This is a genomic window from Methylobacterium sp. Leaf399 (assembly GCF_001424525.1).
Lineage (GTDB): Bacteria > Pseudomonadota > Alphaproteobacteria > Rhizobiales > Beijerinckiaceae > Methylobacterium.
The window spans coordinates 15,158-35,699 of the sequence record NZ_LMQK01000034.1 but is presented as its reverse complement, the minus strand read 5'-3'; the positions used below and the strand labels follow the sequence as shown (position 1 = coordinate 35,699).

At 71.3% G+C, this 20,542-nt stretch carries 13 protein-coding genes; 4 read left to right on the top strand and 9 right to left on the bottom strand.

Features of this window, described 5'->3' with window-relative positions:
- Positions 1-22: 22 nt before the first annotated feature.
- From ASG40_RS18610 to ASG40_RS18570, 9 genes are all read right to left on the bottom strand, one after another.
- Entirely contained in the window at positions 23-2,698 is a 2,676-nt protein-coding gene (locus tag ASG40_RS18610) for a nitrate reductase (RefSeq protein ID WP_055889092.1), read from the bottom strand.
- Positions 2,699-2,758: 60 nt separating this feature from the next.
- Positions 2,759-4,357, bottom strand: coding sequence for a sulfite reductase subunit alpha (locus tag ASG40_RS18605; RefSeq protein ID WP_055889089.1), 1,599 nt, complete (start codon positions 4,355-4,357; stop codon positions 2,759-2,761).
- Positions 4,354-6,141 carry a NirA family protein gene (locus ASG40_RS18600; protein ID WP_055889087.1) on the bottom strand — a complete coding sequence of 596 codons (1,788 nt, stop codon included), beginning with the start codon at positions 6,139-6,141 and terminating at the stop codon, positions 4,354-4,356. Before ASG40_RS18600 ends, ASG40_RS18605 begins: the two co-directional genes overlap by 4 nt.
- 11 nt (positions 6,142-6,152) lie before the next feature.
- Positions 6,153-7,373, bottom strand: a complete 1,221-nt coding sequence (locus ASG40_RS18595; RefSeq protein WP_055889084.1) for an NAD(P)/FAD-dependent oxidoreductase — start codon at positions 7,371-7,373, stop codon at positions 6,153-6,155.
- A gap of 23 nt (positions 7,374-7,396) precedes the next feature.
- Positions 7,397-8,191, bottom strand: coding sequence for an ABC transporter ATP-binding protein (locus tag ASG40_RS18590; protein ID WP_055889081.1), 795 nt, complete (start codon positions 8,189-8,191; stop codon positions 7,397-7,399).
- A gap of 77 nt (positions 8,192-8,268) precedes the next feature.
- A complete protein-coding gene (ntrB, locus tag ASG40_RS18585) occupies positions 8,269-9,141 on the bottom strand; it encodes a nitrate ABC transporter permease (protein ID WP_055889077.1) in 873 nt (290 codons plus the stop codon).
- Positions 9,142-10,443, bottom strand: coding sequence for a CmpA/NrtA family ABC transporter substrate-binding protein (locus ASG40_RS18580; RefSeq protein WP_055889074.1), 1,302 nt, complete (start codon positions 10,441-10,443; stop codon positions 9,142-9,144).
- A 331-nt stretch (positions 10,444-10,774) separates the two neighbouring features.
- Positions 10,775-11,803, bottom strand: a complete 1,029-nt coding sequence (locus ASG40_RS18575) for a CmpA/NrtA family ABC transporter substrate-binding protein (RefSeq protein WP_055889071.1) — start codon at positions 11,801-11,803, stop codon at positions 10,775-10,777.
- A complete protein-coding gene (locus ASG40_RS18570; RefSeq protein WP_055889067.1) occupies positions 11,800-12,387 on the bottom strand; it encodes an ANTAR domain-containing response regulator in 588 nt (195 codons plus the stop codon). Before ASG40_RS18570 ends, ASG40_RS18575 begins: the two co-directional genes overlap by 4 nt.
- Before the next feature lie 335 nt (positions 12,388-12,722).
- On the opposite strand from ASG40_RS18570, the gene ASG40_RS18565 reads away from it, so the two are divergent.
- The 4 genes from ASG40_RS18565 to ASG40_RS18550 all read left to right on the top strand — a co-directional run bounded on the left by ASG40_RS18565 (position 12,723) and on the right by ASG40_RS18550 (position 20,534).
- Positions 12,723-13,295 carry a hypothetical protein gene (locus tag ASG40_RS18565; protein WP_156387812.1) on the top strand — a complete coding sequence of 191 codons (573 nt, stop codon included), beginning with the start codon at positions 12,723-12,725 and terminating at the stop codon, positions 13,293-13,295.
- Positions 13,296-13,444: 149 nt separating this feature from the next.
- Positions 13,445-15,241 carry a glycoside hydrolase family 15 protein gene (locus ASG40_RS18560; RefSeq protein ID WP_055889063.1) on the top strand — a complete coding sequence of 599 codons (1,797 nt, stop codon included), beginning with the start codon at positions 13,445-13,447 and terminating at the stop codon, positions 15,239-15,241.
- 183 nt (positions 15,242-15,424) lie between these two features.
- A complete protein-coding gene (tkt, locus tag ASG40_RS18555; RefSeq protein ID WP_055889060.1) occupies positions 15,425-17,515 on the top strand; it encodes a transketolase in 2,091 nt (696 codons plus the stop codon).
- Between the two features lie 166 nt (positions 17,516-17,681).
- Complete coding sequence (locus tag ASG40_RS18550; RefSeq protein ID WP_055889057.1) at positions 17,682-20,534, top strand: bifunctional transaldolase/phosoglucose isomerase; 2,853 nt, start codon at positions 17,682-17,684, stop codon at positions 20,532-20,534.
- Positions 20,535-20,542 lie beyond the last annotated feature (8 nt).

The following is a 20,542-nucleotide window of genomic DNA, read 5'->3' as shown; positions in this document are numbered from 1 at the left end:
GGCCCGCGATCCGAAAGTGCGACTACGCGGCGTCGCGCGCAAGCGCGGGAGGCAGCATCTTGCGGATCTCAGGGATGCACGAGCCGCAATTCGTGCCCGCCCTGCAGGCGGCGCCCACCGCCTCCACGCTGCCGGCACCCGCCGCGATGGCGGCCGCGATCACGTCGAGGCCGACCCCATGGCAGGCGCAGACCGTGGGCCCGGCCGATGCGGTCTCGGCCCGGCCGGAGAGCAGGGCGCGCCGCGCGCTCGGCTCGAGGGCCGGAGCCGCGAAATAGGCCTTTTCCGCCTCCCAGTCCGGGCGCTCCGCGCTCGGTGCCAGGGCGAGGCAGGCGACGAGACGGCCCTCGTCGTACACGGCACAGCGATAGCGGCCGCGACCGTGGTCGGCGTAGTCGGCGACGTCGAGGCCCTGGAACAGGCCGCGCATCGCCAGGGCCACCTCGCGGGAGGAATCCTGCGTGGCGAACTGCAGCCCCGCGCCGCCCTGGACCGTGGCCCGCGCCCACCACCAGCCCGCCGGCGGACGGATCGGCGCGCGGGCGAGGAGGAAGCCGCGGTGGCGGTAGGCGACCGGGGCGACCGCGGCCGGGGTCGCCTTGAGCTCGGGCTGGCCCGAGACCGGGTCGGGCACGCCGCGCACCAAGGCGCCGACGCGGGCGTCCGACGCCGTGGCGTCGCTCCAGTGGAAGGGGGCGAACAGGCTGCCCGGACGGACGCCTGCGGTGACCATCACCTCGAGGACGGCGCTGCCGTGGAACGTGGCGACCCGCGCGAGGTCCCCGTTGGCGAGGCCAGCCGCGGCCGCGTCGTCGGGGTGGATCTCGACGAAGGGCACGGCCCGGTGCGCCGAGAGGCGCTGGCTTTTGCCGGTGCGCGTCATCGTGTGCCAGTGGTCGCGGACCCGGCCGGTGTTGAGGACGAAGGGGAAGTCCGGGCCCGGCGTCGAGGCCAATGCCGGCGCTTCCACCGCCACGAAGCGGGCGCGCCGGTCGGGCGTGAAGAAGCGGCCGTCCGCGAACAGCCGGGCCTGTCCATCCCCGCAGTCGCGCAGCGGCCATTGCAGCGGCGCGGCGTCGGCGTAGGCGGCGTCGGTGATGGCGCCGACGCCGGTAAGGTCGAAGTCGCGGCTGCCCGCGTTCTCGAAGCCGGAGAGGGCGGCGTGCTCGCGGAACACCGCCGCCGGCCCGTCGAACCGGAAGGCGGCCCCGAAGCCCAGGCGCCGGCCGACGTCTGCCATCACCGCCCAATCGGCGCGGGCCTCGCCCGGCGCGGGCAGGAACCCGCGCTGGCGCGAGATGCGGCGCTCGGAGTTGGTGACGGTGCCGTCCTTCTCGCCCCAGGCCAGCGCCGGCAACAGCACCGTGGTCCGCCCGCGTGCGCGTACCGTGTCGCTGTCGTCCACCGCCTCGGAGACCACGTAGAGGTCGAGTTGTCCCATGCTCTCGCGGATCGTGTCCGCCTGCGGCATCGAGACGAGGGGGTTGGTGCCCATCACCCACAGCGCCTTGACGGTGCCGGCGCGGATCCCCTCGAACAGGGCCACGGCCTTCCTGCCCTCGCCGGTGACGATGGCCGGCGCGTCCCAGAACCGGCGGACCCGGTCGACGTCGGGGGCGGAAAACCCCATGTGGGCGGCCAGCATGTTGGCCAGCCCCCCGACCTCGCGCCCGCCCATGGCGTTGGGCTGGCCGGTGAGCGAGAACGGCCCGCACCCGGGCTTGCCGATGCGGCCGGTGGCCAGGTGGCAGTTGATGATCGCGTTGCCCTTGTCGGTCCCCTGCGCCGACTGGTTCACGCCCTGCGAGAAGGCGGTGACCACGCGCGGGGTCGCGGCGAACAGCGCGAAGAAGGCGGCCACGTCCGCGATCGCGAGGCCGGTCGCCCGAGCGGTGGCGGCGACGTCGGGGGCGATGGTGCGGGCGCGCTCCAGGGCGGCCTCGAAATCAGCGGTGTGCTCGGTGACGAAGCGGCGGTCGATCGCCCCGGTCTCGACCAGATGGACGAAGAGGCCGGAGAACAGGGCCGTGTCGGTGCCGGGCTCGAGCCCGAGGAAGAGGTCGGCCTCCTCCCCGGTCTGGGTGCGGCGGGGATCGACGACGACGAGCTTCGTCCCGCGCCGGGTGCGCGCGTCGACCATGCGGCGGAACAGGATCGGGTGGCACCAGGCGGTGTTGGAGCCCACCAGCACGATCACGTCGGCCTCGTCGAGGTCCTCGTAGCAGCCGGGTACCGTGTCCGAGCCGAAGGCGCGCTTGTGCGCGGCCACCGCGCTCGACATGCACAGGCGCGAGTTGGTGTCGACGTTGGGCGTGCCGATGAAGCCCTTGGCGAGCTTGTTGGCGACGTAATAATCCTCCGTGAGCAGCTGGCCCGACAGGTAGAACGCGATCGCCTCCGGCCCGTGCTTCGCGGCGATGCGGGCAAAGCCGTCGGCCACCGTCGACAGGGCGGCGTCCCAGCTCGCCCGGGCGCCGTCGACGGAGGGGTGGAGCAGCCGGCCGTCGAGGGACAGGGTCTCGCCCAGCGCCGAGCCCTTCGAGCACAGGCGGCCGAAGTTGGCCGGATGCGACGGGTCGCCCGCGATAGCCGCCCCGCCCTGCCCGTCCGGGGTCGCGAGCACGCCGCAGCCGACGCCGCAATAGGGGCAGGTGGTCTTGACGGTGACCGGCACCGGGTCCGGGACGTGCGCATTCATGGCGTGATCCTCGGGGATGGCGACGTGTCCTCCCCCCTTGCGGGGAGGGGGAATGCCACCTCAGTAAACGTCGGCCTGGTAGCGCCCGCTCTTCTTCAGGTGCGCGAGATAGGCCACGGCCTCGTCGGGGTTCTTGCCGCCGTGGGCGCCGGCGACGTCGATGATCGCGCGCTCGACGTCCTTGGCCATGCGCTTGGCATCGCCGCAGACGTAGAAATGCGCGCCCTCCTCCAGCCACTTCCAGAGTTCGGCGCCGTTCTCGCGCATGCGGTCCTGGACGTAGGTCTTCTCGGTGCCGTCGCGCGACCAGGCCAGCGACAGGCGGGTCAGAACACGCGCGTCCTTCAGGCCGTTCAGCTCGTCCCTGTAGAAGAAGTCGGAGGCCTGGCGCTGGTGGCCATAGAACAGCCAGTTGCGCCCCGGCGCCTTGGTCGCGGCCCGCTCGCGCAGGAAGGCCCTGAACGGCGCGATGCCGGTGCCGGGGCCGCACATGATGACGTCCTTCGACAGGTCCTCGGGCAGCGCGAAGCCGTGCGCCTTCTGCAGGTAGACCTTGACCTTGGTGCTCTCGGGCATGCGCTCGCCCAGGTGCGTCGAGGCGACGCCGAGCCGCAGGCGCGAGCGGTGGGTGTAGCGCACCGCGTCCACCGTCAGCGAGACCCGGCCCGGATCGGCCTTGGGGCTCGACGAGATCGAGTACAGCCGCGGCTGCAACGCGTCCAAGGCTTCCAGGAACACCTCCGCATCGGGCCGGGCACCGGGGAACTTGTGGAGCGCGCCGAGCACGTCGAGATGGGCGGCGTCCCCGTCCGGGTCCTCGCCGGCGGCGAGCGCCTGCGCCTTCCTGCGGGCCTCCCCCGCGGTCAGGAGCGAGAGGAGCTGGTAGAGCGCGTCCGGCGCGCCGCCGAGCGCGTAGTCGGCGATGAGGCGCTGGCGCAGGGTCTTGCCCCCGATCATCCGCTCGGGCCGGCTGCCGAGTTCGGCGATCACCGCATCGACCAACGCCGGGGCGTTAGTCGGGAACAGGCCCAGCGAATCGCCGACGACGTATTCGATCGGCGTATCCGTCAGGTCGAACTCGATGTGCCAGGTCTCCTTCTCGCCGCCCGGCGCGTTGAGGCGCTCGCGGAACAGGAAGGTCGCCTCCACCGGGTTTTCGCGGCAGTAGCCGAGCGGCCCGAGCGGGGCCTCCGCCTTGGGCGCATCGGCATCGACGGTCTTTGCAGTGACGCCTCCGGCAGTGCCGAACTCCTCCTCCAGCTTCTTGAGCATCCGGAGGGTGTCCTTGCCCCCGGGCTGGCACAGGTTCAGCCGCTCCTCCTTCTTGAGGAAGATCGCATTGGCGTAATCGGCGCAGTTGTAGCCGCACTGGCCGCAGTCCTGCTGGGCCATGGCCGCCATCAGCTTCTGGGGCTCGGGCCGCTCACGCGCCATGTCCATGCGCTCGGGCAGGGGCATGGCCGGGTCGTGCCAGGGCGCGTCGTCGTTGTCGGCGAGCTTTGGCCCGCCCGGCAGGGCGCCGGGTGCCAGCGCGGTGGCACCCTCGACGGCCGGGCCGAGCAGCGCCGCGAAATAGCCCGACAGCCAGGAGCGCTGGTCGTCGGAGAAGGGGGCGGTCTCGGGGATGAGGACCAGCGGGGGGGCGACGTGCTCGCTCATGCGGCGGCTCTCAACACGGGTTGGTCTTCGGCGAGGTTGCGCAGGGTCTCGGGCCCGGTGCGGGCGGTGAAGGCCTGGAAGCTCTCGGCGGGGCTCGTGCGCCGCGCGAGGTAGCTGCGCAGCAGCGCCTCGACCCGGCCGGGGCAATCCTCGGCCTTGACCGCCTTCCAGATCTCGGTGCCGATCTTGGGGGCGTCGCCGAAGCCGCCGCCGACGACGATGTCGTAGCCCTCGACGGTGTCGCCCTCCTCGCCCACCGGGACCTTGGCGCCGATGAGGCCGATGTCGCCGATGTAGTGCTGGGCGCAGGAATGGTGGCAGCCGGTGACGTGGACGTTCACCGGCACGTCGAGCTCGAGGACGTTCGCCTCGATGTAGTCGGCGATCATCAGGGCGTGGCCCTTGGTGTCGGAGGCGGCGAACTTGCAGCCCTTGATGCCGGTGCAGGCCACGAGGCCGGCGCGGATGCTCGACGCCGAGGTGGTGAGCCCCAGCGCGGCGACCCGCGCCTCGACCTCGGCGACCTTCGCGTCAGGCACGCCCGAGAACAGGAAGTTCTGCCAGACGGTGAGGCGGATGGCGCCGTCGCCGCAGTCGGCGGCGATGGCGGCCAGGGCCCGCATCTGGTCGGTGGTCATCTTGCCCACCGGCAGGATCACGCCGATCCAGTTCAGGCCCGCCTGGACCTGGCTGTGGACGCCGACATGGGCGAAGCGGTCCATGGGCCCGCGCGGGGCGACATGGGCGGGATCGACGCGAGCGAGCGTGTAGCCCAGCTCCTCTTCGACGGCGGCGAGGTACTTGTCGAAGCCCCAGGCGTCGAGCACGTACTTCATGCGGCTCTTGTTGCGGTTGGTGCGGTCGCCGTTCTTGATGAACACCCGCAGGATCGCGTCGGCGACCCGGTTGCAGTCCCCGGGCTTCAGGACGACGCCGGTGTCGCGGGCGAGGTCGCGGTGGCCGGAGATGCCGCCGAGCACGAGACGCATCCACACGCCCGGAGCGACCGCGGCACCCTCCAGGACCTCGACCGCCTGGAAGCCGATGTCGTTGGTCTCCTCCAGCACCGGCATGACGCCGCCGCCGTCGAAGGCGACGTTGAACTTGCGCGGCAGGCCGTAGAGCGAGCGGTCGTTGACGATCCAGTTGTGCCAGGATTTCGCCAGCGGCCGGGTGTCGAGCAGTTCCTGGGCGTCGATGCCGGCCACCGGCGAGCCGGTGACGTTGCGGATGTTGTCCGCCCCCGAGCCGCGGGCGGTGAGCCCGAGGTCGATCAGCCCGTCGAGGAAGGGCTGGCCGTGCTCGACCTTGATCTCGCGGACCTGGAGGTTGGCGCGGGTGGTGACGTGGCTGTAGCCGCCGCCGTGGGCGTCGGCGAGGTCGGCGATGCCGGCAAACTGCCAGTGCTGCAGGATGCCGTTGGGGATGCGCAGGCGGCACATGAAGTCGCTGCTGGCCGGCGAGAGCCAGAACAGGCCGTGGTAGCGCCAGCGGAAGTTGTCCTCGGGCTTCGGGGTCTTGCCGGCGGCGGCTTCCGCGATGAGGCGGTTGTGGCCCTCGAACGGGTTCTCGGCGCGCTTCCACTTCTCCTGGTCGACGAGCTTGCCGCCGGCCTTCACGGCGGCGTCCTGCGCCTTGATGTGGATCGCGTCCGGCCCGGTGGGTTCGGAGGGCGCGGCGGCACCTTGCCCGAGGGCGAGGCCGCCGGTGAGGCGCGCGGCGGCGATGCCCGAGGCGAAGCCTTCGAGGTAGCGCTTCTGCTCGGCGTTGAAGTCGTCGGCCATGGTAGCCTCCATCATGCTGCCAGGGATTGGGCTTGGGGCGCCGCGCGCCCGAACATCAGGTCGTCGCGGCGGTCCGCGATGCGTTCGCCCGAGCGGATCAGGGACTTGCACCAGCCCTGCTCGGAGATGTCGCCGACGAAGACCGCGCCGATGAGTCGGTCGTCGGCGATGACGAGCTTGCGGTAGAGGCCGAGGCCGGGATCGGACATCACCACCGTCTCGGCGCCATCGGGCGCCTCGATCTGCCCGGCGGAGAACACCGGCAGGCCCGAGACCTTGAGGCTCGTCGACAGGGCGGTGCCGGCATAGGCCGCCTCCTCGCCGATGAGGTGGCGGCTCAGGGCCTCGGCCTGCTCGTAGGCCGGCTCCACGAGGCCGTAGACGAGCCCGCGATGCTCGGCACATTCGCCGAGCGCGAAGATGCGTGGGTCCGAGCTCGTCATGCGATCGTCGACCTTGATGCCGCGACCGACCTCGATCCCGGCGTCCCGGGCCAGGCCCGCGTTGGGGCGCACCCCCACCGACATCACCACGAGGTCGGCCGGCAGCACCGTGCCGTCCGAGAGGACGAGGCGCTCGACCCGGCCCTCGCCCTCGATCGTGGCGGTGTCGGCCTCGAGCAGCACCCGGATGCCGCGCGATTCCATGGCGCGTTTGACGAGGTCGGCGGCCGCGTGGTCGAGCTGGCGCTCCATCAGCCGGTCCATGACGTGGAGCAGGGTGGTGTCGACCCCGAGGCGGGCGAGGCCGACGGCCGCCTCCAGCCCGAGCAGGCCGCCGCCGATGACGATGGCCTTCGCCCCGGCCACCGCCGCCCGGCGGATCGCGGCGACGTCGGCGAGGTCGCGGAAGGTGAGGACGCCGGGCAGGTCCATGCCGGGCTTCGGCAGCCGGATCGGCAGGGAGCCGACGGCCAGCACGAGCTTGTCGAAGGGCAGGACGTGCGCCTCGCCGACGATGACCATCGCGTTCTCGCGGTCGATCTGCGTGACCGGAGCGCCGGTGATGAGGCGGATGCCGTGGCTCTCGTACCAGTCGAGGCCCCGGAAGGCGCAGGCGCCCTCGTCGACCTCGCCGCCGAGCAGCGAGGACAGCAGCACCCGGTTGTAGGCGGCCACCGGCTCGGCGCCGACCACCGTGACGTCGTAGAGGCCCGGCGCCGCCTCGGTCAGGCGTTCGAGGAAGCGCAACGAGGCCATGCCGTTGCCGATGACGACGAGACGCTCACGCATGACGGGCTCCCGCACGGTCCGCGTCAGGCCGCCACCGCCGGCTTGGCGTGGCGGGCGTAGAGGAACTCCAGCACCTCGGCGCGGGCGTGGGTGTAGGTCGGGTCCTCGACGAGTTCGAGGCGGCGGCGCGGGCGCTCGAGGTCGACCTTGAGGATCTCGCCGACCGTGGCCGAGGGGCCGTTGGTCATCATCACGATGCGGTCGGACAGCAGCACCGCCTCGTCGACGTCGTGGGTGATCATGATGACGGCGTTGCCGAGCCGCCCGTGGATCTCCATCAGCGAATCCTGAAGGTGGGCGCGGGTGAGCGCGTCGAGCGCCCCGAAGGGCTCGTCGAGCAGCAGCACCTTGGGCTCCATCGCGAGCGCCCGGGCGATGCCCACGCGCTGCTTCATGCCGCCCGAGATCTCGTTGGGCCGCCGCTCGGCCGCATGGGTCATGTTCACGAGCGCCAGGTTGTGGTCGATCCACTCGTTGCGCTCGGCCTTGGTCTTGCGGCCCTTCATCACCTTGTCCACGGCCAGCGACACGTTCTCGCGCACCGTGAGCCAGGGCAGGAGGGAATGGTTCTGGAACACCACGGCCCGGTCGGGGCCGGGGCTGTTCACCTCCTTGTCCTCCAGGAGAACCACGCCGGTGGAGGCCTTGAGCAGGCCGGCGACGATGTTGAGCACCGTTGACTTGCCGCAGCCCGAGTGCCCGATCAGCGAGACGAACTCGCCCTTGGCGATCTTCACGCTCACGTCGCGCAGCACCTCGTTGGTGCGGCCGTTGCGCGTGAAGCTGATGCCGACGTTCTCGATGCTGAGGTAGGTCATCGTGGGCTCTTCGATGTCGGAGGAAGCGGGCGTCGTCGGGGGCGTGCCCGCGGCCCGCCGGGCCGCGGGCACGGGGGTCAGGCGGCGGCGCCGCGGGTGACGAGGTTGCCGATGAAGGCCACGAAGCGGTCGAGGATGAACCCGATCACCCCGACGTAGACGAGGGCGACGATGATCTCGCTGATGTGCGAGGAATTCCACGCGTCCCAGATGAAGAACCCGATCCCGACGCCGCCGATCAGCATCTCGGCGGCCACGATGGCGAGCCAGGACAGGCCGACGCCGATGCGCAGGCCGGTGAAGATGTAGGGAGCGGCCGAGGGGAGCATGATCTTGGAGAAGAACTCGATCGGGTTGAGCTGCAGCACCGCCGAGACGTTGCGGTAGTCCTGCGGGATGTTGCGGATGCCCACGGCCGTGTTGATGATGATCGGCCAGATCGAGGTGATGAAGATCACGAAGATGGCCGAGGGCTGCCCGTCGCGAAAGGCGGCGAGCGAGAGCGGCAGCCAGGCCAGCGGCGGGATCGTGCGCAGCACCTGGAAGATCGGGTCCAGCCCGCGCATGGCCCAGTCCGACTGCCCGATCAGGGTGCCGACCAGGATGCCGACGACGGTGGCGAGGGCAAAGCCCAGGGCGACGCGCTGGATGCTGGCGGAGATGTGCCAGAACAGGCCCTTGTCGGTGCCGCCGTTGTCGTAGAACGGGTTGACGATGATGTCCCAGGCCTCGGTGACCACGCGCGAGGGCGGCGGCAGGCCGGCGCCGGGGCGCGAGCACAGCAACTCCCAGATCACCAGGAAGGCGATCATCACCACCACGGGCGGGATCAGGTTGGCGGCCATCCCCCGCAGGGACGCCGCGGTGATGAACGGCGCCCGCGGTGCCTTCTCCGCGGCCTTGGCCGCGATGCCCGGCGCGGTGACGCCGATGGTGGAGGTGGTGGCCATTTAAGCGGTCCTCTTGATGCCGAGGCTGGCGAGGTAGGCGGCGGGATCGGCCGGATCGAACACCTTGCCGTCGAAGAAGGTCTCCTTGCCGCGCGAGGTCGAGGCCGGGATGGCGGTGACGCCGAGCGCCTTGGCGGCCTCGCGCCAGAGGTCCTCGCGGTTGACCTTGGCGATGAGCGCCTTGGTGTCGGTTTGCGCGTCGAACTTGCCCCAGCGGATGTCCTCGGTGAGGAACCAGAGGTCGTGGGACTGGTAGGGGTAGGAGGAATTGTCGGCGAAGAACTTCATGATGTGCGGGCTGTTCTCGACCACCCGGCCGTCGCCGTAGTCGATGGTGCCCTTCATGCGGCCGGCCACGTCGCCGACGGGGATGTTGATCCACTGGCGCTTGGCGACGATGGCGGCGAACTCGTCGCGGTTCTCGGGCTTGTCGCACCACATCTGCGCCTCGAGCACCGCCATCAGCAGCGCCTTGGTCGCGATCGGGTTCTTCTCCACCCAGGAGGCGCGCATGGCGAAGGCCTTCTCGGGGTGGTCCTTCCAGAGTTCGCCGGTGGTGAGCGCGGTGTAGCCGAGCCCCTGCTGCACGAGCTGGGCGTTCCACGGCTCGCCGACGCAGAAGCAGTCCATCGTGCCGACCTTCATGTTCGCCACCATCTGGGGCGGGGGCACGACGATGGTCTCGATGTCCTTGTCCGGGTCGATGCCGCCGGCCGCCATCCAGTAGCGGATCCAGAGGTCGTGGGTGCCGCCGGGGAAGGTCATGGCCGCCTTGGCCGCCTTGCCGGCGGCGCGCTTCTTCTCGACGGCCGCCTTGAACACCTTGGAATCGAGCCCGACCTTCTGCTCGAGGTATTCCTTGGCCACCGAGATGCACTGGCCGTTGGTGTTCAGCCGCGCCAGGATCTGCATCGGCACGGGGACGTTGTTCTGCGTCACGCGGCCGGCGGTGATGAGGTAGGGCATCGGCGTCAGGATGTGGGCGCCGTCGATGCCGTTGCCCTCCGAGCCCAGCACGAGGTTGTCGCGGGTGGTGCCCCAGGAGGCCTGCTTGAGCACCTCGACGTCGGGCATGCCGTGCTTGGCGAAGAAGCCCTTCTCCTTGGCGACGAACAGCGGGCCGGCATCGGTGAGCGCGATGAAGCCGAGCTTGGCGCCCTTGACCTCCGGCCCCGCGCCTTGCGCGAAGGCGCCGCCGGGAAGGGCGGCCCGGGCGGCGGCGGCCACCGAGAGGGCGGCGGCCGCCCCCTTCAGGAGGCTGCGCCGGCTTGTGGGGCGGTCATGTTGAAAACTGTCACCCATCGAACCGCAGACTCCCTCGTGAAGATCGCCAAACAAAAAACCGCCGCCCAGCGCCGATCGTCGGCAGCAGCGGATGCGCGCCAACGGAAGACTTGGGTCAGCGGCTTTGCCGACGGATACGCCCATCGCCTTTGACGGACCGGGGGGAGGCTTGCAGATCGCGTGCCAACCGCCGTGAGCGGCCGATTCCAGTCGCGGACGGCAGCGCAAGGGGGGCACGGCGACGGCGGGCGCCGCCTCGCCCGGTCTCGGCGTCTTGAGTGCGCTGCACAAAAGCCGGGCAGGCTGCCGGTGTGCCGTGCAGAAAGGCATCCGGCGTCGCGTGACGGACTCAGGCGATCCCGGTCGCGAGGGCGTCGTCGTAGAGGTCGGGCCGGTAGATCGCGGCGGCGATCTCGGCCGCGCCTGCGGTCGGGACGACCTGGCCGGCCCGCCGCATCGCATCGAGGCACCAGAGCGCGTGGGCGGGATCGGGCCTTTGCGCGTCCTCTCCGAACACGATGAAGCGCGGATCGACCCTGACGGCACCGTCGGCGCCCGAGATCGGGGTTCCCGCCAGGGCATGCCCCAGCACGGTGGGATCGACGCCGAGGACGTCGCGCGCGGACAGCAGCGCGGCCAACTGCGCGCGGTTGCCCGGCTCCTGGCACCAGAGCCCGGCCCGGCGCAGGGCCCGCACCAGCGGCAGGCTGATCTCGGTCTCGCTGGCGGGCAGGGCCAGCACCTTTTCCGGGCAATCGGCGATGAGTTCGCTGCCCAGGACCGCGACCCGCCCGTAGCCGGCGGCGGCCGCGACGCTGTTCCAGGGGCTGCCGACGCAGAACCCGTCGATGAGCCGGCGCTGCAGTGCCTCGGCGATCTGCGGCGGCGGGATCACCACGAGGTGGACGCCCTCGTCCAGGTCGAGGCCGCCGAGTTCGGCGAAGCGCCGGAGCTGGTAGGTGTGGCTGGAGAACGGGTGCACGGTGCCGATGACGAGCGGCCTGCCCTCCCCCGACCGGCGCCGGGCGACGCCGGCGAAGGCCCGGGCCACGGTGCCCGCGTCGCTGCCGTCGGTGACGGCCATCGCCTCCCAGACCGGCATCGACACGGTGATGGCGTTGCCGTTGAGGTTGAGCGCGATCGGCACGATCAGCGGCGTCTCCAGGCCGCTGAGGCCGAGCGCGCTCGCCACCGCCAGCGGCGCCAGCATGTGCGCCCCGTCGAGGTGGCCGAGCGCCAGCCTGTCGCGCAGGGTCGCCCAGGACGGCACCGGCACGAGGTCCACGGCGAGCCCCTCCTGGGCCGTGAAGCCGAGCTTCACCGCCGCGATCAGCGCGGCCGCATCGAGGAGCGGGACGTAGCCGATCTGGAGCCTCATCCGAGCATGTCCGCGGCGGTGACGATGGCCCGGGCGATGTCCGCCATCCGCCGCTTCTCGTTCATGGCCTTGCGCCGCATCATCTTGTAGGCCTCCTCCTCGCCGAGGCCGCGGGCGGCCATGAGGATGCCCTTGGCGCGTTCGATGACCTTGCGGTCGGCCAGTTCCTCGCGGGCCTCGGACAATTCGCGCTGCAGCCGGGCGAAGGCGTTGAAGCGCAGGATCGCGATGTCGAGGATCGAGCGGATGCGCTGGGGCTGCAGCCCGTCGACGACGTAGGCCGAGATGCCGGCATCCACCGCCGCCTGCATCATCGGCACGTCGGAGCGGTCGACGAACATCGCCACCGGCCGCTCGACGTGGCGCGACAGGCCCGACATCTGTTCGAGGATGTCCCGGCTCGGACTCTCCAGGTGGATGACCACCACGTCCGGCCGCAGGGCGGCCACCTGCGCGGGCAGGTCGGCACTGTCGGACAGGATGACGACGCGCTCCACCCCCGCCGCCCGCAGCCCCTCCTCGAGGATCGCGGCGCGGGCGTGGCTCGGGTCGATCACGGCGACGGTGAGGGTGGTCTCGGTCATCGAAGCCAGGGGGCAAGAGGGGACGCCCGCCCCTCGCTGCGCGGCATCCATAGGCGACGGCTCGGCGGTTCCGCAAGTTACGGTCGGGCAAGCGAACGGCCCCGCTTCCGCCGCAAACCGCGGGCTCTATCGCCGCAGGCGCAAGCACCGGAGGGTCGGACGAGATGGCGAGGCGGAACGGGCCAAGCATCGAGCCAAGCATCCAGCCATGCATCGGGCCATGCACCGGGCCGGACGCGTTCGCCGGAGCGCCGTCGGCCGGCGCGACCCTGCCGTTCCTGCCCACCCTCGTCGTCGCCGCCGTGATCGGACTGACCGCGGTGTGCTGGGAGTCGATGCCCGCGACCGGCCCCTCCGAGCCGGCCGCCACAGTCTCCACATCGGTCTCGTCCGATGCCCCGGCGCTGCCGCGCATGGCCCGCCTGCCCCTTGGCGCGGCCGAGCCTTCGGTGGCCGTTCTCGACCAGGACCGGACCGGGGCCGTCGCCACCTTCGCCGCGTTCACGCCCCTGGTGCCGTCCGTGACGGTCGCCCGCGTCGCCGCGCGACCGGTCAGGATCGCCGCCCCACATATCGCCGTCCCCCAAGTCCCCGCATCCCTCGGCCGCTGCGGCGGGGACCGCTGCCGCGAGGCGCCTGCGCAGACGGCGGCGACGTCGCCGCGCCGGCACCCGGCCGCCCCCGTCGTTCCGGCCGAGGCGCAGCCGTTCGCGGCCGCCGTGGTCGAGGCCGAGGCCGCCGACGAGGCGCTGCCGGAGCGCCTGCTGCCCTTCGCCCCGACGCTGGCGCCCACGATCCGCGCCGTCCGGCGCACCGTTGGCTTCGTCGGGGCCCAGGCCGCCGCCCTCCGGACCGAGGCCGTCGCCATCGGCGGTGCGGTCGGCGATCTCGTGGGCGACCTGCGCTGAGCGGCCGGCGCTCCGGCGCCGCCCTTCGCGCGACATCATCCCTGCCATTCCCCCTGCGGTCTGGACCCGCTCGCCCCCGAGACCTACCTGGACGCGGGACGACGGCGCTCGCGGACGGGCTGGCCCCGTGAGCGACGCCGAGGGCATGGATGGCAGGACGGATCGAGGATTACGCGCTCGTCGGCGACGGCCGCACGGCGGCTCTGATCGGGCGCAGGGGCAGCGTCGACTGGCTGTGCTGGCCGCGGTTCGATTCGTCCGCCTGCTTTGCCGCGCTCCTGGGCACCGAGGACCATGGCTTCTGGGCGCTTTTCCCCGCGGAGGCCGGCGCGGAGGAGTCGCGGACCTACCGCAGCGGCAGCCTCGTCCTGGAGACCTGCTACGCGACTCCCACCGGCGAGGTCCGGGTCACCGACTACATGCCGGCCAACGACGGCTCCCACCTCGTGCGCATCGTCGAGGGCCTCACCGGCTCCGTGGCGATGCGGATGCGGCTCTCGGTGCGGTTCGACTACGGGCTCGCCGTCCCGTGGGTCTCCCACAACGAGCTCGGTGACCTGAGGGCCATCTCGGGACCGCACAAGGTGGTGCTGCGCACCCCCGTGCCGCTGCGCGGCGAGGACCAGACCACGGTCGCGGACTTCGCTGTCGCGGCGGGGGAGAGCGTCGCCTTCACCCTCAGCTACGGCCTCTCGCACGAGGACGATCCGCCCCCCATCGAGCCGCGCAAGGTGCTGTTCGAGACCGACCGCTACTGGCGCGACTGGTCGATCCGCTGCGCCCGCGGCACCCCCTGGGACGAGGTCCTGCAACGGTCGCTCCTGACCCTCAAGGCGCTGATCTACCAGCCCACCGGCGGGATCGTGGCGGCGCCCACCACCTCCCTGCCGGAGGAGCTCGGCGGCGTGCGCAACTGGGACTACCGCTACTGCTGGCTGCGCGATTCCACCTTCACCCTGATCGCGCTGATGGACGGCGGCTACATCGACGAGGCCCGCGCCTGGCGCGACTGGCTGGTGCGGGCGGTGGCCGGCAACCCGGAGCAGGCCCACATCCTCTACGGCATCGCCGGCGAGCGCATGCTGCCCGAGATCGAGCTCGACTGGCTGCCCGGCTACGAGGGCGCCAAGCCCGTGCGGATCGGCAACGCCGCGGTCGACCAGTTCCAGCTCGACGTCTACGGCGAGATCTTCGATGCGCTGTTCCAGGCGCGCCAGCGCGGGCTCCTGGGCGACCGCGACGGCTGGCGGGTCGGCCTCGCCCTCCTGCGCCATCTCGAGACGGTCTGGACCGAGCCCGACGAGGGCATCTGGGAGGTGCGCGGCGGGCGCAGGCACTTCGTCCATTCCAAGGTCATGGCCTGGGTCGCCTTCGACCGGGCGATCCGGGCCTACGAGGACGGCGACGCCCCCGACGCCCCGGTGGACCGCTGGCGCGCCACCCGCGACCGCATCCATGCGGAGGTCTGCCAGAAGGGCTTCGATCCCGAGCTCGGCAGCTTCGTGCAGTTCTACGGCGGCAAGAGCCTCGATGCGAGCCTGCTGCTCATCGCCCTCGTGGGGTTCCTGCCCCAGGACGACCCGCGGGTGGTCGGAACGGTGGCGGCGATCGGCCGGACCCTGATGCGCGACGGCCTCGTCCTGCGCTATGACACCGAGGACCAGGCCACCGACGGCCTACCCGGCGGCGAGGGGGCGTTCCTGCCCTGCAGTTTCTGGTATGCCGACAATCTCATCGGCCTCGGCCGCCGCGAGGAGGCGCGCGCCATGATCGAGCGGCTCATCGGTCTCAGCACCGATCTCGGGCTTCTGTCCGAGGAATACGACGTGGAGGCCAAGCGGCTCGTGGGCAATTTCCCTCAGGCTTTCAGCCACGTCACCCTCGTGAACACGATCCTGAACTATGCGCGTGCCGCCGGACCTGCCAAGGAGCGGTGCGAGGGGTGAGACCACGCCCGCGGCCGGCCCGATCGGCCGAGGCGTCTCTTTGACGGACGCGTCTCATGGATGGACGCGTCCCGGGGTGAAGGACATCGCGGCGCGGGTGCCGCATGCATGGGGACCTGATGCACGGGGATCCGGGCGAGCCGCCCGGCGCCGCCGCGTGCAGAAGAACGGAAAGACTGAGACATGAGCGGAGCCGACACCAAGCCCACGGGCGCCTTGAGCGAGATCGACAAGCTCTCGATCGATACGATCCGGACGCTGGCGATCGACGCGGTGCAGAAGGCCAATTCCGGGCACCCGGGCGCCCCGATGGCGCTCGCCCCCGTCGCCTACACCCTGTGGAACCGCTACCTGCGCTACGATCCGGCGCATCCGCACTGGCCCAACCGCGACCGCTTCGTGCTGTCGGCCGGCCACGCCTCCATGCTGCTCTACGCGCTGCTGCATCTGGCCGGCGTGGCGGAGACGGACGGCGGCAACGCGCCGGCGGTGAGCCTCGAGGACATCAAGAACTTCCGCCAGCTCGACTCGAAGACGCCGGGCCACCCGGAGTACCACTTCACCACCGGCGTCGAGACCACCACCGGGCCGCTCGGCCAGGGGGTCGCCAACTCGGTGGGCATGGCCATCGGCGGGCGCTTCCTCGGCGAGACCCTGAACCGGCCCGACCTGCCGCTGTTCGACTACAACGTCTACGCCATCTGCTCGGACGGGGACCTGATGGAGGGCGTGGCCGCCGAGGCCGCCTCCATCGCCGGGCATCTGCGCCTGTCGAACCTGTGCTGGATTTACGACAACAACACCATCACCATCGAGGGCCATACCGAGCTCGCCTTCTCCGAGGAGGTGGCGACGCGCTTCCTCGCCTACGGCTGGCAGGTGCTGCGGGTGGCGGACGCCAACGACGTGCACGCCATCGCCGGCGCCCTGGAGACCTTCCTGCAGTCCGGCGACCGGCCGACCCTCATCGTGGTCAACTCGGTGATCGGGTTCGGCGCACCAAGCAAGCAGAACACCTCCAAGGCCCATTCCGACGCTCTCGGCGAGGAGGAGGCCCGGGGCGCCAAGCGCGCCTACGGCTGGCCCGAGGACGCGCAGTTCCTCGTGCCCGACGGGGTCGTCGAGAACTTCCGGGCCGGAATCGGCGAGCGGGGGGCGGCCCTCTATGCCGATTGGGAGGGCTTCCTCGCCGAGGCCAAGGCCTCCGATCCGGCGCTGGCCGAGGAGATCGCCGCCATCCACGAGGGCCGTCTGCCCGAGGGCTGGGACAGGGACATCCCGGTCTTCCCGGCCGACGCCAAGGGCATGGCCACCCGCGAATCCTCGGGCAAGGTCCTCAACGCGATTGCCAAGAACGTGTCCCATCTCCTTGGCGGGTCTGCCGATCTGGCCCCCTCCAACAAGACCAAGCTCGAGTTCGAAGGCGCCGGCACCCTGTCGCCGTTCGATCCGGGCGGCCGCAACATCCACTTCGGCGTGCGCGAGCATGCGATGGGCTCGATCGTGAACGGCCTCGGCCTCGTCGGCCTCCGGGCCTACGGCGCCACCTTCCTGGTGTTCGCCGACTACATGCGCCCGCCGATCCGCCTCGCGGCCCTGATGGAGCTGCCGGTCTTCCACGTGTTCACGCACGATTCCATCGGCGTCGGCGAGGACGGGCCGACCCACCAGCCGGTGGAGCAGCTCCTGAGCCTGCGCTGCATCCCCGGCCTCGTCACCCTGCGCCCGGCCGACGCCAATGAGGTGTCGGAGGCCTATCGGGTGATCATGGGCCTGAAGAACCAGCCGGCGGTCCTGGCCCTCTCGCGCCAGCCGCTGCCGACCCTGGACCGGACCCGCTTCGCGAGTGCCGCCGGCGTCGCCCGGGGCGCCTACGTGCTGGCGGGCGGCGACGACACGCCCGACGTCATCCTGATCGGGACGGGCAGCGAGGTGCAGCTCTGCATCGGCGCCTACGAGGCGCTGACGGCGGACGGGGTGAAGGCCCGCGTCGTCTCGATGCCGTCCTGGGATCTGTTCGAGCGCCAGACGCAGGCCTACCGCGACGCGGTGCTGCCGCCGCGGGTTCTCGCCCGCGTCGCGGTGGAACAGGGCTCCGCGATCGGCTGGGACCGCTACGCCGGCTCGGCCGGCACGATCATCGGCATGCACACCTTCGGCTCGTCCGCGCCGATCAAGGACCTCCAGACCAAGTTCGGCTTCACGCCGGACAAGGTGCTGCAGGCCGCGCGGGACCAGATCGCCAAGCACCAGATCGCCAAGCACAGGACGTAGCGAGACGTCCCTCCCCCCTGTGGGGAGGGGCCGGGGGTGAGGGTGGTTCCGCCGTCCCGGATGTCGGGGGCACCCGGCCACCCCCACCTCCCTCCTCCTCCCCACCAGGGGGAGGAGAGGCGCCAGGCCCCCGTTCGGCCTGGTCACGAAGAAACAGGAGACCGGCATGAACCCGCTCAAGGCACTCTTCCCCGAACAGGGCCAGGCCGTGTGGCTCGACTTCGTCGCGCGCGGCTTCATCGCCGACGGCCGCCTCAAGGCCCTGGTGGACGGCGACGGCCTGCGCGGCGTCACCTCCAACCCGTCGATCTTCGAGAAGGCGATCGGCGATTCCACCGAATACGACGGGGCCCTGAAGGCGGTGATGGACGGGGGCGACAGCCGCGTCGTCGACCTCTACGAGGGCTGCGCCATCGCCGACATCCAGGCGGCCGCCGACGTGCTGCGCCCGGTCTACGAGGCGAGCGACGGGGCCGACGGCTACGTCAGCCTCGAGGTCTCGCCCTACCTCGCGCTGAGCACCGAGGACACCCTCGAGGAGGCCCGGCGCCTGCACGCCACGGTCGCCCGCGACAACCTGATGGTGAAGGTGCCGGCCACCCCCGCCGGCATCCCGGCGATCCAGGCGCTCACCGCCGAGGGCATCAGCGTCAACGTCACCCTGCTGTTCGGGCAGGACGCCTACGAGCAGGTGGCGCGCGCCTTCGTCGCCGGCCTCCGGGCCTTCGCCGACAAGGGCGGCGACGTCTCCCGGGTGGCGAGCGTCGCCAGCTTCTTCATCAGCCGCATCGACGTGGCGGTCGACAAGGCGCTGGACGAGGCGATCGCCCGGACCGAGGGCGCCGACGAGAAGGCGGCGCTGGAGGCCCTGAAGGGCAAGGTCGCGATCGCCAACGCCAAGCTCGCCTACCAGCGCTACAAGCGCATCGTCGCCGAGCCGGCCTGGCAGGCCCTGGCGGCCAGGGGCGCCAAGCCGCAGCGCCTGCTCTGGGCCTCCACCGGCACCAAGAACAAGGCCTATTCCGACGTGCTCTACGTCGAGGAGCTGATCGGCCCCGACACCGTCAACACCATGCCGCCGGCCACCATGGACGCGTTTCGCGACCACGGCACCGTGCGCGCTGCCATCGAGGAGGACGTCGCGGGCGCAAGAGCCGTGATGGCGAGCCTCGCCGCCGCCGGGATCGACATCGACGCGATCACGACAAGGCTCGTCGAGGAGGGCGTTCAGCTCTTCATCGACGCCGCCGACAAGCTCCTGGGCGCGGTGGCGGCCAAGCGCGCCGACCTGCTCGGGCCCAAGCTCGACGGCCAGACCCTGGTGCTCGACGACGCCATCGGCGGCCACGCCCGCAAGGCAGTGGAGGCCTGGCGCGCGTCCGGCGCGATCCGGCGGCTCTGGGCCCGCGACAAGACTCTCTGGAGCGACACCGACGAGGACAAATGGCTGTCCTGGCTGCGCATCGTCGAGGACGAGCTCGCCCATGTGTCCGACTACGCCGCCTTCGCCGAGGACGTGCGCCAGACCGGGTTCACCGACGTGGTGGTGCTCGGCATGGGCGGGTCGAGCCTCGGGCCCGAGGTGCTGGCCGAGACCTACGGCGCGCGCGAGGGCTACCCGAGCTTGCGCATCCTCGATTCCACCGATCCCGACCAGGTCCGGCAGGTCGAGGCGGCCGTCACCCTGGAGACGACGCTGTTCGTCGTGGCGAGCAAGTCCGGCTCGACCCTCGAGCCCAACGTGTTCCGCGACTATTTCCTCGGCCGGATGAAGGCGCTGGTGGGGGCGCGGGCGGGCGCGCATTTCGTGGCCGTGACCGATCCCGGCTCGGCCATGGAGGCGGCGGCCAAGGCCGACGGCTTCCGCAAGGTGTTCTACGGCGTCAAGCAGATCGGCGGGCGCTATTCGGTGCTCTCGGCCTTCGGGCTGGTGCCGGCCGCCGCCTCGGGCATCGACGTCGAGGCCTTCCTGAACACCGCCCGGACGATGGTGCGCTCCTGCGGCCCGGCCGTGCCGCCGGCCCAGAACCCCGGCGTGCTGCTGGGGACGGCGCTGGGCGCGGCCGCCCTGCAGGCGGGGCGCGACAAGGTCACCTTCATCGCCTCGCCGGGCATCGACACCTTCGGGGCCTGGGCCGAGCAGCTCATCGCCGAATCCACCGGCAAGGAGGGCAAGGGCCTGATCCCCATCGACGGCGAGCCGGTGGACGTGCCGGCGGTCTACGGCCGCGACCGCATCTTCGTGTACCTGCGCCTCGACAATCGCGCCGACCCCTACCAGGACGAGGCGGTGCGCAACCTCGAGCGCGAGGGGCATCCGGTCGTCCACATCACGATGGCCAACGAGGAGCAGCTGCCGCAGGAGTTCTTCCGCTTCGAGATGGCCACCGCCGTGGTCGGCGCGATGATGGGCATCAACCCGTTCGACCAGCCCGACGTCGAGGCGAGCAAGATCGAGACGAAGAAGCTGTTCGACGCGGCCGAGCGCGACGGCGCCCTGCCCGCCGAGACGCCGCTGTTTGCCGACGACACCATCGCCCTCTACGCCGACCCCGCCAACGCCGGGGCGCTGCCCGCGGCGGCCGAGGGGCTGGAGGCGGCCATCGCCGCCCATCTCGCCCGGGTGAAGGACGGCGACTACGTGGCGCTTCTGGCCTATGTCGCGCGCAACGAAGGGCATCGGGCCATCCTGCAGGACGCCAGGGTGCGGCTGCGCGACACTCGCAAGGTCGCCACCTGCCTCGAGTTCGGGCCGCGCTTCCTCCACTCCACCGGCCAGGCCTACAAGGGCGGGCCCGACACCGGCGTGTTCCTCCAGATCACCGCCGACCCGGCGCAGGACCTCCCCATTCCCGGCCGCACCCTCGGGTTCGGGACGGTGGTGGCGGCCCAGGCGCGGGGCGACTTCTCGGTGCTGGCCGAGCGCGGGCGCCGGGCCCTGCGGGTCCACATCAAGGGCGGCGACGTCGAGGCGGGATTGAAGCGCATCGCGGCGGCGATCAAGGCGGCTCTGGTCTGACCAGGCCG

What these genes read in the sequence shown, in the direction of transcription:
- ASG40_RS18595 (WP_055889084.1), bottom strand. Translation starts at nt 7,373, where the DNA reads ATGCGTGAGCGTCTCGTCGTCATCGGCAACGGCATGGCCTCGTTGCGC.
- ASG40_RS18610 (WP_055889092.1), bottom strand. Translation starts at nt 2,698, where the DNA reads ATGAATGCGCACGTCCCGGACCCGGTGCCGGTCACCGTCAAGACCACC.
- ASG40_RS18580 (WP_055889074.1), bottom strand. Translation starts at nt 10,443, where the DNA reads ATGGGTGACAGTTTTCAACATGACCGCCCCACAAGCCGGCGCAGCCTC.
- ASG40_RS18565 (WP_156387812.1), top strand. Translation starts at nt 12,723, where the DNA reads ATGCCCGCGACCGGCCCCTCCGAGCCGGCCGCCACAGTCTCCACATCG.
- ASG40_RS18560 (WP_055889063.1), top strand. Translation starts at nt 13,445, where the DNA reads ATGGCAGGACGGATCGAGGATTACGCGCTCGTCGGCGACGGCCGCACG.
- tkt (WP_055889060.1), top strand. Translation starts at nt 15,425, where the DNA reads ATGAGCGGAGCCGACACCAAGCCCACGGGCGCCTTGAGCGAGATCGAC.
- ASG40_RS18550 (WP_055889057.1), top strand. Translation starts at nt 17,682, where the DNA reads ATGAACCCGCTCAAGGCACTCTTCCCCGAACAGGGCCAGGCCGTGTGG.
- ASG40_RS18590 (WP_055889081.1), bottom strand. Translation starts at nt 8,191, where the DNA reads ATGACCTACCTCAGCATCGAGAACGTCGGCATCAGCTTCACGCGCAAC.
- ASG40_RS18575 (WP_055889071.1), bottom strand. Translation starts at nt 11,803, where the DNA reads ATGAGGCTCCAGATCGGCTACGTCCCGCTCCTCGATGCGGCCGCGCTG.
- ASG40_RS18600 (WP_055889087.1), bottom strand. Translation starts at nt 6,141, where the DNA reads ATGGCCGACGACTTCAACGCCGAGCAGAAGCGCTACCTCGAAGGCTTC.
- ASG40_RS18570 (WP_055889067.1), bottom strand. Translation starts at nt 12,387, where the DNA reads ATGACCGAGACCACCCTCACCGTCGCCGTGATCGACCCGAGCCACGCC.
- ntrB (WP_055889077.1), bottom strand. Translation starts at nt 9,141, where the DNA reads ATGGCCACCACCTCCACCATCGGCGTCACCGCGCCGGGCATCGCGGCC.
- ASG40_RS18605 (WP_055889089.1), bottom strand. Translation starts at nt 4,357, where the DNA reads ATGAGCGAGCACGTCGCCCCCCCGCTGGTCCTCATCCCCGAGACCGCC.